15 protein-coding genes are annotated in these 18,826 nt (G+C 73.3%); 8 read left to right on the forward strand and 7 right to left on the reverse strand.

Annotated elements, in window-relative coordinates; translation table 11 throughout:
* Positions 1 to 16: 16 nt before the first annotated feature.
* A complete protein-coding gene (eccD, locus tag ACN27J_RS19615) occupies positions 17 to 1,402 on the reverse strand; it encodes a type VII secretion integral membrane protein EccD (RefSeq protein WP_421368292.1) in 1,386 nt (461 codons plus the stop codon).
* A 125-nt stretch (positions 1,403 to 1,527) separates the two neighbouring features.
* On the opposite strand from eccD, the gene eccCa reads away from it, so the two are divergent.
* From eccCa to ACN27J_RS19640, 5 genes are all read left to right on the forward strand, one after another.
* On the forward strand, positions 1,528 to 5,487 hold the full coding sequence (eccCa, locus tag ACN27J_RS19620) for a type VII secretion protein EccCa (protein ID WP_421368295.1): 3,960 nt from the start codon (positions 1,528 to 1,530) through the stop codon (positions 5,485 to 5,487).
* Positions 5,488 to 5,565: 78 nt separating this feature from the next.
* Positions 5,566 to 6,162: a hypothetical protein gene (locus tag ACN27J_RS19625; RefSeq protein WP_421368297.1), complete on the forward strand. Its 597-nt coding sequence runs from the start codon at positions 5,566 to 5,568 to the stop codon at positions 6,160 to 6,162.
* 31 nt (positions 6,163 to 6,193) lie between these two features.
* Entirely contained in the window at positions 6,194 to 7,858 is a 1,665-nt protein-coding gene (locus ACN27J_RS19630; RefSeq protein ID WP_421368298.1) for a hypothetical protein, read from the forward strand.
* Positions 7,859 to 7,964: 106 nt separating this feature from the next.
* Complete coding sequence (locus ACN27J_RS19635) at positions 7,965 to 9,245, forward strand: S8 family serine peptidase (protein WP_421368300.1); 1,281 nt, start codon at positions 7,965 to 7,967, stop codon at positions 9,243 to 9,245.
* Positions 9,224 to 9,691: a hypothetical protein gene (locus ACN27J_RS19640; protein ID WP_421368302.1), complete on the forward strand. Its 468-nt coding sequence runs from the start codon at positions 9,224 to 9,226 to the stop codon at positions 9,689 to 9,691. The genes ACN27J_RS19635 and ACN27J_RS19640 overlap by 22 nt, the downstream gene beginning before the upstream one ends.
* A gap of 7 nt (positions 9,692 to 9,698) precedes the next feature.
* Here the strand turns inward: ACN27J_RS19640 and ACN27J_RS19645 are convergent, their stop codons facing one another.
* The 3 genes from ACN27J_RS19645 to ACN27J_RS19655 are packed head-to-tail and all read right to left on the reverse strand — an operon-like array spanning position 9,699 to position 11,859.
* Positions 9,699 to 10,988, reverse strand: a complete 1,290-nt coding sequence (locus ACN27J_RS19645) for an SseB family protein (protein WP_421368304.1) — start codon at positions 10,986 to 10,988, stop codon at positions 9,699 to 9,701.
* Complete coding sequence (locus tag ACN27J_RS19650; RefSeq protein WP_421368307.1) at positions 10,985 to 11,476, reverse strand: SUKH-3 domain-containing protein; 492 nt, start codon at positions 11,474 to 11,476, stop codon at positions 10,985 to 10,987. Before ACN27J_RS19650 ends, ACN27J_RS19645 begins: the two co-directional genes overlap by 4 nt.
* The gene (locus ACN27J_RS19655; RefSeq protein ID WP_421368309.1) at positions 11,476 to 11,859 is read right to left on the reverse strand and encodes a YwqJ-related putative deaminase; all 384 of its coding nucleotides are present in this window, start codon (positions 11,857 to 11,859) and stop codon (positions 11,476 to 11,478) included. Before ACN27J_RS19655 ends, ACN27J_RS19650 begins: the two co-directional genes overlap by 1 nt.
* A 194-nt stretch (positions 11,860 to 12,053) precedes the next feature.
* On the opposite strand from ACN27J_RS19655, the gene ACN27J_RS19660 reads away from it, so the two are divergent.
* The 3 genes from ACN27J_RS19660 to ACN27J_RS19670 are packed head-to-tail and all read left to right on the forward strand — an operon-like array spanning position 12,054 to position 16,003.
* Positions 12,054 to 13,733, forward strand: a complete 1,680-nt coding sequence (locus ACN27J_RS19660) for a right-handed parallel beta-helix repeat-containing protein (protein ID WP_421368311.1) — start codon at positions 12,054 to 12,056, stop codon at positions 13,731 to 13,733.
* 3 nt (positions 13,734 to 13,736) lie between these two features.
* Positions 13,737 to 15,317: a type VII secretion protein EccE gene (gene eccE / locus ACN27J_RS19665; protein ID WP_421368314.1), complete on the forward strand. Its 1,581-nt coding sequence runs from the start codon at positions 13,737 to 13,739 to the stop codon at positions 15,315 to 15,317.
* On the forward strand, positions 15,314 to 16,003 hold the full coding sequence (locus ACN27J_RS19670) for a hypothetical protein (protein WP_421368317.1): 690 nt from the start codon (positions 15,314 to 15,316) through the stop codon (positions 16,001 to 16,003). Before eccE ends, ACN27J_RS19670 begins: the two co-directional genes overlap by 4 nt.
* Positions 16,004 to 16,036: 33 nt before the next feature.
* Here ACN27J_RS19670 and ACN27J_RS19675 read toward each other — a convergent pair whose 3' ends face one another.
* The 3 genes from ACN27J_RS19675 to ACN27J_RS19685 are packed head-to-tail and all read right to left on the reverse strand — an operon-like array spanning position 16,037 to position 18,806.
* Positions 16,037 to 17,572 (reverse strand): FtsX-like permease family protein, encoded by a 1,536-nt coding sequence (locus ACN27J_RS19675; protein ID WP_421368319.1) that lies wholly within the window; start codon positions 17,570 to 17,572, stop codon positions 16,037 to 16,039.
* Complete coding sequence (locus ACN27J_RS19680; protein WP_421368321.1) at positions 17,569 to 18,273, reverse strand: ABC transporter ATP-binding protein; 705 nt, start codon at positions 18,271 to 18,273, stop codon at positions 17,569 to 17,571. The genes ACN27J_RS19675 and ACN27J_RS19680 overlap by 4 nt, the downstream gene beginning before the upstream one ends.
* Positions 18,270 to 18,806, reverse strand: coding sequence for a PadR family transcriptional regulator (locus ACN27J_RS19685; RefSeq protein ID WP_421368322.1), 537 nt, complete (start codon positions 18,804 to 18,806; stop codon positions 18,270 to 18,272). Before ACN27J_RS19685 ends, ACN27J_RS19680 begins: the two co-directional genes overlap by 4 nt.
* Positions 18,807 to 18,826 lie beyond the last annotated feature (20 nt).

Here is an 18,826-nt window from a genome sequence, read left to right on the forward strand (position 1 = left end):
TGACCAGCCGGAACCGTCAGCCGTTGATCGCCCGCATGAAGCCGTACAGGCCGAGCACGGCGCAGGCCACCGGCACCACCGCCAACTGCAGCACCACGTCCAGCCCGTCGCCGAGCCGAGCCAACCGGGGCGCCGGCGGCCGTCGACTGTAGACCATCCCGGCCGCCAGCACCAGCGCCACCACCAGCAGCACCACGGGCAGCAGGGCCAGCCGGGTACCGGCCGCCATCCCACCCGTACCGATCAGGGTCAGCAGACCGACGCCGACCAGGCCGCTGGCCAGCAGCGGCACCCGGTGCCGGATGGTCGAGACCAGCCGGGCCCGCAGCAGCTGACCGGCCGTCACCACCGCGACCAGCAGCACCGCGCCGACCGTCGCCGAGAAGGTCAGCACCGCCGACCCGGCGGCAGCGACCACGGCCGTACCGAACATCAGGCCGGTCAGCACCTCGTCGGCGCGGGCCGTCGCCCGGTAGATCTCCGCCCGGTCCGGCTGCGGGTCGTCGCGGACCAGGTCCTCGGCGGTACGCGGCAGCGCCGGCATCGGCAGTTTGCCGGCCCGGACCGAGATCAGCGGCAACGCCGGCAGCAGCAGGGTCACCGCGGCCACCAGCACCGCCGCGGCGCGCGGCCCGTCCAGTGGCCCGACGGCCAGCACCGCCCCGGTCGTCCCGCTGACCCCGGTGACGATCGCCGCCACGAAGACCCGGCCGGCGTCCCCGACACCCAGCATGCCGAGCACCCCGGTCAGGGTCAGCACCGCCGAGCCGACCAGCAGGTGCGGTGCCCCCAGTTCGGTGACCGGTTCGCCGCCGGCCAGCGCCACCGCGCCGCCGACGAACGCGTACGGCAGGGCCAGGGCGGCGAGCACCGCGCCGGCCAGCGAGTCGGCCATCGCCCGGGACAGCAGCACGCCGACCGCGACGAGGACGGCTGCGGTGCCGAGCAGGGCCGCCCCGGCGGCCACCCCGGTGCCGCCGGCGGTCACCACCGCGACCAGGGCGAGCAGCAGCAGAACGGCCCCGGTCAGCAGCCCGGTCAGCCGGGTGGCGGCCGGCGTCCAGGGCAGCCCGCGGCGGCGGGCACCCGCGGCGATCGCCTCCATCAGATCGTCGTAGGCCAGCTCCGGCCATTCGGTGCGGCGGGGCAGCAGATGCAGCGTCTCACCGTCGCGGACCTGCTGGGCGGCGAGCGTACGGTTGAGGTCCAGGGTGGATCCGTTGGTACGCCGCAGCGCCCAGCCGCCGTCGGCCGTACCGTCGGATGGGTTCTCGTCGGCCTGCCGCAGCACCGCCGGGAGCAGCCCGACCAGCGGCAGATGTTCCGGCAGGGCGAGGTCGATGCGTCGGGTCGGTGCCACGACGGCGATCCGGGCGAGTCCGGTTCCGGCCTGGGTGACCACTGCTGACTCCTCATCAAGCCGCGCGGGCTGTCCTGACGCGAGAAGGCTACCTACCATGTGCCGGTGCCATCGGTGCCGGTAGCGACCCGGCGTCCGGGTGTGACGACGACGGGGAGGATCGATCCGTGGGTACGGTGGTGATACGGCGCCCGGCGCGCCGACCCGAGCCGGAGTACCCGTCCGGTGAGGTTCTGCTCGACGCGCCACCCGAGCTGCCGGCGCCGACCGGCCGGTCCTGGGGGCAGCTGATGATGCTGCTGCCGATGCTGGCCGGCTCGGTCGCGATGGCGTTGATGTACGCCGGCCGGGGCGGTTCGACGCTCAGCTACGTCGCCGGTGGCCTGTTCGGCCTCTCCGCGCTCGGCATGCTCGCCACCCAGCTGTCCAACCAGGCCGGTGGGCCGAGCCGGCAGGAGATGGCGCAGCGGCGGCGCGAGTACCTGGCGCATCTGTCGCGGCAGCGTCGCCGGGTCCTGCGGACCGTACGCCAGCAGCGGGAAGCCGCGTTCTACCGGCACCCGGACCCGCAGACGCTGTGGTCGGTGCCGGTCGGTCCCCGGCTGTGGGAACGCCGCCGTGGCGACCCCGACTTCGCCACCGTACGGGTCGGTCTCGGGCCGCAGGAGCTGGCGACGCCGCTGGTCCCACCGCCGCCGACCGCGCTGGAGAAGCTGGAGCCGATGTGCGCATTGGCGCTGCGCCGGTTCCTGACCAGCTACGCCACGGTGCCGCAACTGCCGGTGGACATGGCGCTGCGCGGCTTCGCCCGGGTGCATCTGCGCGGCGACCCGGACGCCGCCCGCGCCCTGGTCAGGGCGGTGATCGCCCAGGCCACCGCGTTCCACGCGCCGGACGACATGCTGGTGGCGATCTGCCCGGCCCCGACCCGGCGGGAGCACTGGGAGTGGGTCAAGTGGCTGCCGCACGCGCTGCATCCGACCCGCACCGATGCGACCGGCGCGCTGCGGCTGGTGTCGCCGACGGTGACCGGCCTGGAGGCGATGCTCGACGACGTGCTCGCCAACCGCCCCCGGTTCAACCTGTCCGGCGGCGGCTCCGCCGCCACCTCCGGCCCGCACCTGCTGGTGGTGCTCGACGGCGGTGACCCGGCCGGCTCGGATCATCTGATGACCGACGGCGGTGTGGAAGGGGTGACCATCGTCGACCTGTCCGAGCCACCGCCCCGGGTGCTCGACCGGGCCCGGCTGGTGCTCGATGTCGCCGCCGACGGGTCGATGGCCAGCGTCACCCTGGACGGCCGGGCGCAGATCGGTACCGCCGACACCTGCACGATCGCCGAGGCGGAGACGCTGGCGATGGAGCTGGCGCCGCTGCGGTTGTCCGCCGCGTCCCGTGGCGAGCAGCCGCTGCACCTGGAGCAGGACCTGGCCGACCTGCTCGACCTGGGCGACCCGTACGAGTTCGACGTGGACCGGGCGTGGACGCCCCGGCCGAACCGGGACCGGCTGCGGGTGCCGCTCGGGCTGACCCCGGACGGCACCCCGGTCGAGCTGGACCTCAAGGAGTCCGCGCAGGACGGCATGGGCCCGCACGGCCTGCTGATCGGCGCCACCGGCTCCGGCAAGTCGGAGCTGCTGCGCACCCTGGTGCTGGCCCTGGCCGCCACCCACTCGTCGGAGACGCTCAACTTCGTGCTGATCGACTTCAAGGGCGGGGCGACGTTCACCCGGCTGGACAAGCTGCCGCACACCAGCGCGGTGATCACCAACCTCTCCGACGAGTTGCCGCTGGTCGACCGGATGACCGACGCGATCAACGGCGAGCTGGTCCGCCGGCAGGAGCTGCTCCGCTCGGCCGGCAACTACGCCTCGCAGCGTGACTACGAGAAGGCCCGGGCGGCCGGGGCGCCGCTGGAGCCGATGCCGGCGCTGCTGATCATCTGTGACGAGTTCTCCGAACTGCTGACCGCCAAACCGGACTTCATCGACATGTTCGTCCAGATCGGTCGGGTCGGCCGGTCGTTGAGCGTGCACCTGCTGCTCGCCTCGCAGCGGCTGGAGGAGGGCCGGCTCCGTGGGCTGGACACCCACCTGTCGTACCGGATCGGCCTGCGGACCTTCTCCGCGATGGAGAGCCGGGTGGTGCTCGGCGCCACCGACGCCTACGAACTGCCCCGCTCCCCCGGCCACGGCTACCTGCGGTTCGGCACCGAACCGCTGGTACGGTTCCGGGCCGCGTACGTCTCCGGCACGTACCGCAGCAAGACCGCCGAGGCGGTCGCCGCCGGCGACGGCGACGACCGGGTCCAGGAATACACCACCCAGTACGTCGCACCCCGGCTGCCGGCCGACGCCCGCCAGCCCGAGCCCGAACCGGCCGACACCACTACCGGCGAGAGCCTGCTCGACATCCTGGTCAGCCGGCTCACCGGCCGCGGCAAACCGGCCCACCAGGTGTGGCTGCCGCCGCTCGGCGACCCGATGACCCTCGACCAGCTGCTCTCGCCGCTGGTCGCCGACCCCGAACGCGGCATCACCGCGGCCAGCCCGACGCTGCAGGGCGAGCTGCGGGCCGCCGTCGGCCTGATCGACAAGCCGTTCGAGCAGCGCCGCGACGTGCTCTGGCTGGAACTCGGCGGCTCCGCCGGGCACACCGTCATCGTCGGCGGCCCGCAGAGCGGCAAGAGCACCCTGCTGCGTACGGTCGTGTCGTCGCTCGCCCTCACCCACACCCCGCGCGAGGTGCAGATCTACTGCCTCGACCTGGGCAGCGGGGCGCTCACCGCGCTGCGTGACCTGCCGCAGGTCGGCGGGGTCGCCACCCGGCTGGACGCCGGGCAGGTCCGCCGGACCATCGCCGAGCTGCGGCTGCTGATGGCCCAGCGGGAACGCCGGTTCGCCGAGAACCGGATCGACTCGATGGCCACCTACCGGCGGGAACGCCGGCACGGCGGGCACACCGACGACCCGTTCGGCGACGTGTTCCTGGTGATCGACGGCTGGGCGGCGGTACGCGCCGAGTTCGAGGACCTGGAGCCGGCGATCAACGACATCGCCAACCGGGGGTTGTCGTTCGGCGTACACCTGGTGATCAGCGCCGGCCGGTGGATGGACCTGCGACCGGCGGTACGCGACGTCTTCGGCACCCGGCTGGAGCTGCGCCTCGCCGACGCCAGCGACTCCAACCTGGACCGGCGGGCGGCGATGAACGTGCCGGACAAGTCACCCGGTCGAGGCATCACCCCGGACGGCATGCAGTTCCTCGCCGCGCTGCCACGCACCGACGGCGACGCCGACGCCGGGACCCTCGCCGACGGGGCCCGGCGGTTCGTCGCCGACGTCGCCGCCGCCTGGCAGGGCCCGGGTGCGCCACCGGTGCGGCTGCTGCCGGCCGTGGTGCCGTACGACTCGGTGCCGGACACCGGACGCCCCGGCGTGCCGATCGGCATCGCCGAGGTCGACCTGCAACCGGTGCACCTGGACCTGGGCACCGATCCGCACTTCATCGTCTTCGGTGACGGCGAGTCCGGCAAGAGCACCTTCCTGCGGGCGCTGGCCCGGGGCATCACCGACCGCAACGATCTGACCCAGGCCCGGCTCATCGTCGTCGACTACCGGCGCAGCCTGCTCGGCGACGTCAGCGAAAAACACCAGATCGGGTATGGCACCTCGGCTGACGTGACCGCCGGCATGCTGACCGAGGTGGTCAACGTGATGCGTGACCGGCTGCCCCCAGCGGACGTGACCCCGGAGCAGCTGCGTACCCGCAGCTGGTGGCGCGGCCCTGACCTGTACATCCTGGTCGACGACTACGACCTCGTCGCCGGTGGCGGCGGCAACCCGCTGCTGCCGCTGCTGGAGTTCCTGCCGCAGGCCCGTGACATCGGGCTGCACCTGGTGATCGCCCGGCGCAGCGGCGGCGCCAGCCGGGCCCTGTACGAACCGATCCTGATGCGACTGCGCGAGCTCAGCTCGCCGGGCCTGGTGATGTCCGGCAGCCGCGACGAGGGGGTGCTGCTCGGCAACGTCCGGCCCGGCCCGCTGCCGCCGGGGCGGGGTTGGCTGGTCACCAGGCGGGAAGGCACCCGGCTCGTCCAGTTGCTCCATTTACCGTCCACATCGTGACTCTCGGTCCACGACAATTGCGGTGGCGCGATAGTTTTGTGGATGCCGATACACGCGTGAGGGCCCGGGGGAGGGATCTTGGCGGACGACAGCTGGCTGGTCAACGAGACGATCGACGTCGACATCGAGCAGCTCGACGACTTCGCCCAGTGCGTGATGGACGAGCTGCGGCTCAACTTCCAGCCGAGCCTGGCGAGCGGCATCAACCACATGCTCACCATCCCGGTGCCGTTCGGCGGGTCGGGGATGTCCGAGGGCCGGTTCTTCCAGGGCCGGCACGACGAGAACCGCGAGGCGGCCACCCTGCTGCTCGGCGAGGTGGCCAAGGGTCTCGCCTCGCTGGCGACCGCCGCCAAGTCGATCTCCGCCGAATACCTCGACGGCGACGCCCTGGTCGAGGCCGACCAGATGACCATCTTCAACGCCTTCGCAGCGCTCGACGGGCAGGAGACCCTGGAAGGCCACTGGCAGGATCCGGAGAGCGGCGTCGAGGATCCGAGTCTGGTGGTCGATCCGGACGAGGAGACCTCCTCCTACGCCCCCGAGGCGGCCGACCGGGACCTGTCGCTGTACGAGGCCGAGACGATCGGTGAGGGCGACGGCGCCTACGACATCCGTGCCGACGACGAGGACATGCACGACGATGAGCTCGACAGTCCGTCGGCCGAGCACTGAGCAGCGCGGATAGCGACGTCGAGGAGCGGGGATGTCCGACGAGTACTTCGGCTGGCAGCCGGTGTCGATCCCGTACGTGAACGCCGTGAACGACTACGTCGTTCACGACTACTCGGATCCGAACCAGCGCTACGAACCCACCGTCTGGGACAAGGAGACAACCAACATCGAGACGATGTGGGGTTGGATTCAGAACGAGAGCGACGAGCGGGTGATCGCCGTCGCCGACATGTGGCACCGGATCGGCGTGCTGCTCGACAGCACCCGCACCAACCTGCAGCGGTACGCGACGGCGCTGGCTGCCAAGTGGCAGTCACCGGCCGGTGAGTACTTCATGCAACGGGTGGGCGCCACCCTCTACTCGCTCGACGAGTGGAAGGAGGCCGCCGACAGCAACCGCCGTGGCCTGGAGCAGCTGGCCGGCAAGATCGAGTCGACCCAGCAGGAGTTCCGCACCCTCTGGGAGCAGTACACCGTCGAGGCCGCCGACCCGGACAACGGTCTGCAGTGGTCCGACACGTACGACTGGATCCCGGGCACCACCGGCCGGACCCGCAAAGACGTGATGGACGACTACTTCGAGCGCGCCCGGGACATCATCAAGCCGTTGGCCGACATGTACATCGACGTGTACCTGAGCCACATCACCCGGGGCACCACCTTCCGGGGCCCAACCGACGCAGCCGTGGTCTACCAGTCCGTTACGCCTACGGGTATACCCTCTGGCCCTATTGCTGGCCCGCCGGGTGGTGCGCCGGGCGCACCGCCCCGGCCGGAGTTCGCGGGGCGTGGCGAGCCGCCCACCGCTCCCGGGCTGGGCCGGGGCACGCCGTCGCTCACGCCACCACCAGCAGTGCCGGACGGGCTGCACCTGGCCGGGGGCACCGTCGCCCCGCCGACCGCGCCTCCCCCGGTGCCCAACCTCCCGCAGACCGGTGCCAACCCGGCGCCGAGCCCGCCACCGGCGGTAGTGCCACCCGGCGTCACCCCCGGGCCACGACCGGGGGCACCGGGGGTCAGCCGACCCGGAGCACTGCCGCCGGGTGCGAACCGCCCGAATCCTCCGCTCCGGCCGCCCGGTCCGCCCCGGCCGGCGCTGCCCGGGGCCGGTGGTCCGCCGCCGAACAACCCGGCCAGCCGACGTCCGCCACCGCAGCGCCCGTCGCTGCCCGGCAGCACCGGACCGACGCCGGGTGGCTCCCGGCCGCCGGGGCCGACCGGCCGCCCCCCGGTCCGACCCACCCCACCGGCGGCGCCACAGTTGCCGGGCAGCACTGGCGGCCGCCCGGCCGGCGGCGGCACTGGCCGGCCGGCCGCCCCACCGCCCAGCCTGGGCGGCCCACGCAGCCGCCCCGCCGCCCCGACTGCCGGCGGCCCCCGACTACCGCAGCCGGCCGCACCCGGCTCCGCCGGTCGGCCGGCCCCGGCTGCCCCACGGCTGTCCGGCCGGGCCGGGCCGACGAAGCCCGGCGGTGCTGCCAAGGGCCCGGGTCCGGTGCTGGGCGGGCAACGGGGTGCCGGCCCAGCCGGTGGCACCGGTCGCACCAGCCGCAAGACCGACGACCGGCAGCAGACCTGGGAGTACGGCAACGGTGACGATGAGCTGTGGCAGACCGACCCGGCGGCTCCCGGCACCATCGACACCCCCGACGAGAAGCCGCCACAGCAGCAGGGCCGGAGCCTGGGCCAGCGATGAGGCCGGCAGACGGCCGAGCTGAGCCGGACGAAGCACCCGACGCGGTATCATCCGGGCACAGCGCCGGGTCGCCGGCGACTACCCGACGGAGAGGTGTGCTCCGCCCATGCGTGCTTCCCGGCGGTCGATCGGCCTGGTGGCAGCCGGGCTGATCGGGCTGCTCGGCACGGTCCCGCTGCCCGCCGGGCCGGCGCAGGCCGACGAGATCCGGGACCAGTCCTGGCACGTCGAGGCGATGCGGCTGGCCGAGGTGCACCAGATCACCCAGGGCGAGGGGGTGACCGTCGCGGTCGTCGACACTGGCGTCGACGCCTCCCACCCCGACCTGCGGGACAACGTCCTCGCCGGCGCGGACATGTACGACCGCGACAGCAAGGGCCACGTCGACCGGCGCAACCACGGCACCGGGGTGGCGTCGCTGATCGCCGGGCACGGGCACGGGCCCGACGGCCGTGACGGGGTGCTGGGGGTGGCGCCGAAGGCCAAGATCCTGCCGGTCGCAATCAGCAGCCCGACCACCGACATCATCCCACCCCGGAACCTCGCGACCGGAATCAACTGGGCGGTCAACAGCGGTGCCGACATCATCAACGTGTCGCTCGCCGGATCCTCCGACCCGGCGCTGGAGCAGGCCGTCGAGAACGCGTACCGGCGCGGGGTCATCGTCGTCGCCGGGATCGGCAACCGCCTCGACGTGCTGATCGGCCAGCCGGCCCGCAGTGAGTGGACCATCGCCGTCACCGGAAGTGGGCCCAACAACTCGACGAGCGACTTTTCCATCCAAGCGGAGCAGACACATCTAGCTGCGCCGGGTGTCGACCTGATGCAGGCTGGACCAGACGGGCAGTATTCGGTTGGTAGTGGCTCTAGTGGAGCCACCGCGTTGGTGTCGGGGGCGTTCGCGCTGCTCAAGGCACGGTATCCGGACGAGGACCAGGGCAGACTGTTCCAACGCCTGGTCGGTACGGCGTACGACGCCGGGCCGCCCGGCAAGGATCTCGACTTCGGCTGGGGCATTCTGGACATTCACGCCGCGCTCACCACCGAGCCGGACGACCGGGCCAGCCCACGGCCGTCGCCGACCGCCAGCGACCCGGTCGCCTACCTGCCACCCGAGCCAGGCTACGAGTTCGGGCTCGACGAGCTGATCGGCATGCTGATCTTCTTCACCATCCTCGGCACGCTTGTCACCGGTGTCGTGCTGCTGATCCGGTGGCTGCGGCGCCGGGCGAGACGTCCGGCGGCCGCCCGGGATGGTCCATCGCCGCCGGCCGATGTCGGTGCGCCGATGCCCGCACCGGTCACCCGGGCCGGGCCTGATCAGCCGACCGGGGGCGAACCGACGACCGCCGAGGACGATTCGGTATGGCGACCACCGAGCCGGTGAACGTACCCGGTCCGGCTACCGCCACCCCCGCCGCCGGCCGACGGCGGCCACCTGTCGTCGTCGCCGCCGTACTGCTGACCATCCCCACCGCTGCCCTCTGGCTGGTCGCCGGTCTCGCGTTCCTGGTCGTCACCTACCGGGCCGAGGGTGACGCGAAGTTCCTACTGTGGATCATCGCGTTCGCGATTCTCGGGCTCTGCCTGCTGCTGGTCTTCATGACCCTGGCCGGCATGCGGATCGTCTGGGTCGGCGGGCCGAACATGCTGCGGGCCCCGGCCGGGTTCACCGCAGGGCTGCTCCTCGTCGTGCTGGGCGGCCTGCTGCTGTTCGGTAAGGTCGAATACCACCCGACGATGCTGCTGCCGGTGGTCGTCGGTGCGCTGGCCGGACTGGCGGTGATCCTGCTCGCCACTCCGCCCGCACGGCACTGGCTGGCCGAGCGGTAGCCGCCGCTCAGCCGATGCTCGCGGCCGGCGGCGGCTCGGCCGGCGGCGGGTCCACCGGCAGCCAGCATCGACCGCTCCGGTCGAAGCGGGCCAGCAGCTCGTCACTGCCGTCCTGATGCAGCACGTGCAGTTCGGCTCCGTCCGGTACGGCCAGTGCCCGCTGCTGCGGCTGCTCGTCGAGCCAGGTCGCCGGGGTGTCCGGGCCGGGTTTCCACCGTACGACCGGCACCCATTCGTCGCCGGCGGTGAACGGCGACCCCGGCCCGAGCAGGCCCAACCGGGCGTACAGCCGCTCGGGGGTGTCCCGGCCCGGGCCGTGCCAGCGGTGCACCGGGCCGGCCATCCGGTCGTAGCCGTCCGCCACGTACGCGTGCAGGTGGCGGTGCGGGACGACCAGCTGCATCCGGACCGGAACGTCCGGGTCCACCTCGACCTCCTCGGCCTGGTCCGCTTCGGCCCGGTCCGTCTCGGTGACGGTCTGGGCCACGTCCGCTTGGTCCGTGTCGGTTATGGTTCGGCGCAGCTCGTCGAGCCACCGGCTGACCTGCCGGACCGCCTCCCCGGGGATGCTCACTGCCGAGGCGGTGCCCGGGTCGACGGCGAGCTGCCAGCGCGGGTCCGGCCAGTTCGCGAAGAGTCGCACGCTGGAGGCGACGACCGATGGCGGCGGCACGTCGAACACCTCAGCCAGCATCGCCGGGGAGGTGAAGACCGGCACCGACGGTTGTCCCGCCTCGTCGGGCAGACACCACCAGGGGAACCGGGGGTCGGCCAGGTCTCGTGCGGCGGCATCGGAGTCGGCGTCCGGCGGCAGCGGTACGGTGAACTCGGCCCGCAGCAGGGCGGCCATCACCGCGTCCGGGTCCTCGGCCGCGACGGCGGCGCGCAGCGCCTGCGCGATGTCGCCGGCATCGGGTGACGGTGTCAGCTCCCGCAGCTGCCCGGCGGTGATCCGCTCGGCGATCGGCAGTCCCGGATCGACCGCCAACCACCAGCTGTCGTCGGGGATCGCAGCGGTCACCTCGGCCAGGGTGACCGTCACGTACCGTACCGACTCGCCCGGTAGTCCGGCGGCGATGGCCTGCGGCGAGGTGAAGGCCAGCACGTGTGGTGCGCCGTCGTGTTCGACGGTGGGCCAGGCGAACGGTGCCTGCCCGGCGGCGGTCTCGGCGGACACCGGCAGCAGCAGCGGCCCGGTGCCGAGCGCCGCCAGGTAGCCCGCCAGGTCGCTGGCGGCGGCCATGCCCGCCTCGGCTGCGGTGGCCGGTCGCCACCCCACCGGGTCGGCGACGGTCACCAGCTGCCGTCCTCGGCGAGCCGGTGCGGCCGCTGACCGAGTATCAGCACGGTGACGGCCTGCTCGACCGACCGGCCGATGAACCAGTCGCCGCCGTGGTCCAGCACGAACACCCGCTGTCGGGCGTCGATGGCCAGGATGCCGGTGCCGTCCGCTTCGACGCCGAGCGGGCTGACCGGTACGCCCAGCGTGTCGGCGAGTACGGCGAGGGTGGCGACGGTGTGCACGACGCGCATTGGATCAAGGTGGACCGTGCTCGGTGCGACCGCCTCGCCGGGACCGTCCGGTTCGACGTACAGGCCGCCGTACTCGGCGTACGCCTCGATCGCGGGACCGACCACGGTGTGCTGCCGCCCGTCGGGGCCGACGTGCCCGGCGACCCGCAGCGCCCAGTCGCGGCCCCGCTGCTCGTCGCGTCGGCCGGGCTGCCAGCCGGCCCGGGTCAGGGCGGCCAGCACCTCCGGCGGGAACCGGTCGTCGCCGGGCATCAGAGCGTCTCCATCCCGAACCAGTCGAGTAGGTGGTGGCAGGACCGGCACGGGGCTACCGCCGTGCCGTGCGCCGGATCGTCCGGTTCGCGGATCAGGGAGACCCGGATCCGGGCCCCCCACAGCGCCGCGCGGGCCGCTGCCGGCGACAGTTCGGGGCCGGGCTGACCCTGCTGTACGGCGTACAGCCGGTCGGAGATCAGCACCGGCTCGGCGCACCAGCCGACGAAGCGTTCCCGCTGGCCGGCCGGAAGTTCGTCCAGGATCCGCCGAACCAGCGGGTGCAGCTGCGGGAAAAGGTCGCCACGGACCGAGGTGTGGGTGTGGACCTCGCCGTCGACCAGCAGAGCGGCTGCCGTCATCGGCAGCATGCGTACCGCCATCACGCTCTCCTTTCGCCGGCCTGCCGGGTCCGGGCGGAGGCCCGGGATTCCGCCGTAGAGCGTAGACAACCGGTGCCGGTCGCTGCTGCCAACGGCAGGCCGGCGACGACGCGGTCGTTCACCGGACACCGGGTCTGGTGGCGCTGCGATATCGTCGGGATCCCCCTGTCCCGCCGCGTACGAAGCCCGGAGCCATGACGCGCACCCTCTCGGTCAGTCCGGACCAGCCAGGCGCCTATCCGTCGATCGGTGACGCGCTCGCGGCAGCGTCCGACGGGTCGGTGGTGGCCGTCGCCCCCGGCACCTACTACGAGGCATTGTTCGTCAATGAGCGACAGATCACTGTGGTCGCCGCGCAGGGCGCCGGGTCGGTGACCGTCGACGCCTCGGCCGGCCATTACCCGACCGTGTCTGTCAACGGCGGCACTCTCGAACTGCGTGACCTGGTGCTGCTGGCCGGCGACGCGCCGGCGGTGGCGGTCGACCGGGCCCGGCTGACCATGACCGGCTGCCAGCTGCGGGCCGGGTTCGGGGCCGGCGTCATGGTCGGCAACCGGTCGAGTTTCACGCTGACCCGGTGCACGGTCACCGGGGCGCGGCACGGCCTGGTGGTCGAGGATTCGGACGGCGACGTCGACGGTTGCGAGTTCACCGACCTTGCCGAGGACGGCGTGATCGTGCGGATCGGGGCCGCGCCGACCATCCGGGCGTCGACGATCACCGGCTGCGGCAACCGGGGCGTCTACATCTACCAGCACGGCCGCCCGGTGTTGGAGACGTGTGAGATCTCCCGGACCGGCGGGGCCGGGGTCGCGGTCGCCCACCAGAGCGCGCCGACGCTGCGGCGCTGCCGGATTCGCGACACCCGTGGGCCGGCGGTCTCCTTCGGTCGCGGCTGTGCGGGCAGTGTCGAGGAGTGCAGCACCGAGAACACGGCGACGCCGGCGTTCGACATCGCCGAGGGCGCCGAGCCGACCATCGTCACCGGTACGGCGAGCCGACGCGCGGTGTTCGGCGCGGCCGCCGCCGCGTCGGCCGGCGGGCAGGACACCGCCCGTACCGAGGAGTTGCTGGCCGAGCTCGACGCGATGGTCGGCCTGGAGTCGGTCAAGGACGAGGTACGCGGGCTGATCGACGAGATCCAGGTGAACGAGTGGCGGCGCGGCGCGGGCCTGCCGGTCAGCGCGGTCAGCCACCACCTGATCTTCGCGGGTGCGCCGGGCACCGGTAAGACGACGGTGGCCCGGATCTACGGTGAGCTGCTGGCCGCGCTGGGGGTGCTGTCCGGCGGGCCGTTCCGTGAGGTGTCCCGGCGCGACCTGGTCGGGCAGTACCTGGGCCACACGGCGGAGAAGACGGCCGCCGTGTTCGAGCAGGCCAGAGGCGGTGTGCTCTTCGTCGACGAGGCGTACACCCTGTCCCGGTCGTTCGGCAGTGGCGGGGACTTCGGTCAGGAGGCAATCGACACCCTGGTCAAGCTGATGGAGGATCACCGGGACGAGATCGCGGTGATCGCCGCCGGCTACACCGGGGAGATGCGGCAGTTCCTCGACGCCAACCCGGGCCTGGCGTCCCGGTTCGCCAGGACGATCGAGTTCGGCAACTACACCCCGGAGCAGTTGGTGGTGATCGTCGAGCGAATGGCGGCGAACGACGAGTATCTGCTCGCCGCCGCCGTGCCGGAGGTCCTGCTCGGACACTTTTCGACGGTGCCACGGGACGAGAGCTTCGGCAACGCCCGCGAGGCGCGCAAGCTCTTCGAGGGGGTACGCAAGGCGCAGGCGCAGCGGCTGCGCCAGTCCGGCCAGCGGCCCAGCCTGGACGAGCTGCGTACGGTGACCGAGGCCGACGTCCGTACGGCGACCGGACGCTGAGCGATGACGACCGACCCCGGCCCGTCCGCCGACCAGTCTCCGGGCGCACCGGCGGGTTGGCAGCAGTGGGCACCGCCGCGGCAACGCGACGCTGACCAGCTGCCGGCAGCCGCACCGCCAGCCGCAGCCGCACCGCCGACGGTGGGCGTGGCCGGTTCGGCCCCCACCTCGGAGCTGCCGACGGTCCGCGCTGCCGGACTGTCGACCGGGCAGGTCGCGGGCAGGTCCGCCGGGCAGGTCGCGGCCCGGTCGGCGGCGGCTCCTGCGCTGGCGGCGCGGGCCGCCGTGCCGGTGCCGCCGACCGCGTCGGGTACGAGCCGGTCGCCGGCCGCCGCGACGGCCGGCGTCGTCGGCTCGGCGGCTGCCGCACTGGCCGCCTCGGCTCCCGTAGCGGCGTCGGGCAGCCGGATCCGGCCCCGGCGGGTCCGCCCCGGCACCGGCCCGTTCGCCATCGGGCAGCTGGTCTACTGGCAGCTGGCGGCGACCGTGCTGCTCGTCGCGTACCAGCGAGGGCCGGTCGTGACGCTGGTGACGGCTGCGGCGCTGGCGCTGCTGCTGGCACCGACGGTGGTTCGGCTGCGCGGGCGGTGGCTCTACCAGTGGATGGCGGTGTGGTTGCGGTACCGGCTGCGGTCCCGGCGGTTGCCGGCCGGTGGCGGCAACCGGGCGACAGGCCTGCTGCGGTTCGTGGAGCCGACCGCCATAGTGGACGATGTCACGGTCAGTGGCCGGACGATGGCGACGATCAGTCACCGGGGAGGCGTCTGCGCCGTCCTGGAGCTCGACCCCGCCGACGGTTCGCTGTTCGTCGGTTCCGCGCTGAGTCTGCCGTCCCCGGCGGCGCTGCTGCCGGCGGCGGATCCGGCCGCCCCGCCGACCTCGGTGCAGCTGCTCGTCCAGGTCGCGGCGGCCCCCCGCGCGCACACCGGACGAGGGCTGGTGGAGCGCTCCTACCGCGAACTGACCGGCGGTGACGTGCCGGCCCGCCGGCGGGCCTGGTTGGTGCTCCAGGTGATGCGTACACCGGACGGTTACACCGATCGGGCGCTGGCACCGGCGCTGATGTCGTCGGTCCGGCGGGTCCAGCGCCAGCTGAAACAGGACCGGGTGCCGGCCCGGCTGCTGGGCGGCGACGATCTGCTGACCGCCGTCGGCTACCTGGCGCAGCTGCCCAGCCGGCTGGACAGCGGCAACGTCTACGGCACTGCCAGCAACCGGGTCGCTGGCGAGGAGACCTGGCAGGCGTGGTGGAGCGGTGAGGTCCCGCAGGTCTGCCGCCGGTTGCTGCGCTGGCCGGAGCTGCCGTGGCAGCTGGACGACGTGTTGCGGCAGCTGCCGATGGTCGACACGGTGGTGTCGGTCGCCGTCGCCCGGGAGCCGGGGCATCCGACCGAGACCGCCGCCGGGGACGTGACGGTGTCGGCCGCGGTCCGGCTCACCGCCGCCGAGGTGACGACGCTGGCCGTCGGCGACCAGGCCCTGACCGAGGCGGTACGCGAACGCGGCGGGCTCACCGAGCGGATCGACGGTGAGCATGTCCGTGGGCTGGCCGCCACCCTGCCGCTCGGGGGGTTCCTGCCGTGACAGGTCCGTTGTCGATCATCCCGCCGACCGGCCTGCACACCGCCGGTCTCGAAGCACTCGGCGACGTACGGTTGCGGGCCGGCGGCGACGGCATGGTCGTCGGGCGCAACCGGCAGGGCGGGCCGGTTGCGGTGCGGCTGTTCCGCCCGGAACCGACCCGGCTGCTGCTGGTCGGCGGGCTGCGCTGCGCGCAGCTGTTGGCGCTGCGGGCGATGGCGCTCGGCGCGCACCTGTTCATCCAGTCCGCCCGCGAGCCGGACTGGCACGGGTTCCTGCACCAGTGCGGCCTGGGTCGGGAGTCGGCGTCGTTCCTGCCGCCCGGCGCCCAGCCGCCACCGCCGCCGTCACCGGCGCATCCCCAGCTGCTGGCGGTGGACGTCGGCCCGGCGATGGGCGGTACGTCGGAGGTGGGGGTGCCGTGGCGGACGACGATGGTGGTCCGCAACGACGTGGGCAGTTGGGATCTCGATCCGCTGGTCCGCAGTGACCTGGTGGTGCTGCAGCGGTTGACCGCCACCGAGGCGGCGCTGGTGGCGTCTGCGTTGGGGTTCACCGAGGCGCAGAGCTGGTTGACCCGGATCCATCCGGAGATGGTCGGCCTGGTCAGCCAGGGCCGGCTGCAGTGGGTGATGCTGCATCCGACGTCGATGGAGTCGGCGCTGCTCGGCCCGGTCGGCCGGCCCTGACCGGGCCAGGCGAAGCCATCCGCCCGGAGCCGGTCAGGTCTGCCGGAGCTCCGTCAGGTCGGTGGCGCCGCGCAAGAACAGCAGGCCGACGCCGACCGTGGCCAGGGCGGCCAGCACCGCGCCGGCGCCGAGCAGCGCCAAATCGTCCAGCGGTACCGGCACCGGCACGGTGATGCCCGGGTGTTCGATCGTCCGGCCGTACTCCGTCCAGTCCTCGGGGGTGCGGCAGGCACCCACCGGATCGCAGAACGTGGCAGTGCGCGAGCCGGAGGAGACCTCCGTACCGAGCGCCCGGGCCATCATCGTGCCGGCGGTCAGCGCCACCAGGGTCGCCGGTAGCAGCGGGGTGAGGGTCTGCACCAGGACCGAGCGGGCCAGCACCCCGCGTGGTACGCCGGTGGCGACGAGTGCCGCGTTGGCGCGGCGGCGCTCCACGATGCCTTCGACGACCGCGACGGCCAGACCGGCGGCGGCGATCGCCAGGCCCACGAGGACCGCGATGTTCACCAGGGTGACCGCGTTGAAGTAGAAGCTGTTGTCACTCGGGCTGTACGGCTGGCCGCTCTGTTCGGCGAGGATCCGGCGGACCCGGTCCCAGCTGCCGAACTCGGCCGCCATGTAGGCGCTGAACCCGGCGGTGCCGGCGCCGAACAGGACGCAGACCAGCAGCCCGGCGAAGGTCCGTGCGCCGTGCCACGGGTCGGCGCTCAGTCGTCGGGCGGCGAGCAGGGTGGCGGGGCGGCGGGCCACTCGCCGCAGGATCCGTCCACTGACGTACGAGATCCAGCCGGTGCCGGTGGCGACGCCGACGGCGATGGCCAGCGCCCCGGTGAACGCGACGACCGCGACGCCCCACAGTGGAGCCTCCCGGCCGTCGGCCCAGTCGACGAGCGGCCGGAACAGGAAGGTCACCACCAGGCCGCCGAGGATGAGCAGGCCGGGCCACCACCCGGGCCGCCCTGCCCGGCGCCGTCGCTGTACGCCGAGCGGCGACACGACGACCGTACGCAGCAGGGCGGCGGCGACTGCGGTCGCGAGCAGCGGGATGCCGGCCACGATCAGGATCAGCGACCAGACCGGCGGCAGCACGTCGGTGGGTAGCGGCAGCAGGCCGTGCTCGTCCGGGCGGTGCAGCAGCCGCCGTCCGGCCAGGTACACCGCCAGCCCGGCGAGGGAGCCGAGCACACCGGCCAGCCCGGTTTCGGTGGCGGCCAGCGCTCGGACCTGACCGGGGGTGCCGCCGGCCAGCCGGATGGTGGCGAGTCGCTGGTCACGGGCGGGCGCACCGAGTCGGGCGCACTGCCCGGCGAGGGCCAGGACCGGGATCGCCAGGAGGAACAGGGCGATGGTGACGCCGGTCCGCAGCTCCGCCTCGGCGATCAGCGCCGGGCCGTACTGCGGGGACCGGTTGGATCTTCCGTCCGGGACGGTCGGCACGGCGATGACCGTGGCGGCGGCCAGGAAGGTGACGGTGGCGAGCAGCGCGGCGGCGGCGGTGAGGACGATCCGTACCGTGTCGGTGCGGGTGCCGACGAGGCCGAGCCGCAGCAGGGTGGCCGGACGGATCACGACCGGGCCGTCCGGGCGACGACCGGGCCGAGCCCGGCCGGATCGATCTCGCCGTCGCGCAGCATGATCTCCCGGTCGGCGTACCCGGCGACCCGGGGGTCGTGGGTGACGAGCACGACGGAGGTCCGCTGCTCGCGGGCGACCCGGACGAGTTGGCCGAGAACCTGCTCGCCGGTGAGGCTGTCCAACGCGCCGGTGGGTTCGTCGGCGAACAGCACCCGAGGTTCGGTGATCATCGCGCGGGCCAGCGCGCACCGCTGCTGCTGGCCGCCGGACATCTCGCCGGGCACGGTGTCGGCCTGGTCGGCGACGCCGAGCCGGTCCAGCCAGGTGAGCGCCGCGGTCCGTGCTGCTCGCCGCCCCGTGCCGGCGAGCAGCAGCGGAAGCGCGGCGTTCTCCGCTGCGGTCAGCTCGGGGACGAGCTGACCGAACTGGAACAGCACCCCGAGTTCGGTACGCCGCAGCACGGCACGGGCCGACTCGGAGAGCAGGTCGATGCGCTGGTCGCGGTAGTGGATCTCACCGGCGTCCGGGCGCAGGATGCCGGCGAGGCAGTGCAGCAGGGTGGACTTGCCGCACCCGCTGGGCCCGGTGACGGCGACGATCTCGCCTTCTGCGACGTCGAGGCTGACGCCGCGCAGCGCCGGGGTGGCGCCGTACGAGCGGACGACTCCTCGGCCGGCGAGCAGCGGACTGTTCACTGACGTACCTCCCGGTGCAGGTCGGCGACGCGGCCCACGGTGGTGTCCAGCCAGCGCAGGTCGGCGTCGAGGTGGTTGATCGCGTAGTCGGCGGCGACGATCTCGCCGAGGGTGGCCTCCGGGGCGGTCTTGGCCCGGGTGAGTTCCCGGATCCGTGCGGCGTGTGCCGCGCGTTGGGCGGCCAGGTAGCGCCGGGCCCGCTGCGGGTCGTCGATCAGCAGCGCGACGACGACCTTGGCGAGCAGCGTGCTGCTGACGTACGGGGCGGGCGGTTCGACCGCGTCGAGCCAGCCGTCGAGGGCGGTGCGGCCGGCGGCGGTGAGCGCGTACGAGGTGCGGTCGGGGCCGGCGGCGCGGTCGCGCTGCGCCTGCTCGACGAGGCCATCGCGTTGCATCCGGCCGAGGGTGGCGTAGACCTGGCCGAACGCGATCGGTTTGGCGCGCGGCAGCCGCTGGTCGTGGTCCCGCTTCAGCTCGTAGCCGTGCCGGGGACCACGGGAGAGCAGCCCGAGGAGAACGTGGACGGTGGACACCCGGCCAACTATTCACTGGG

Source organism: Solwaraspora sp. WMMB762 (assembly GCF_049179115.1).
Classification (GTDB): domain Bacteria; phylum Actinomycetota; class Actinomycetes; order Mycobacteriales; family Micromonosporaceae; genus Micromonospora_E.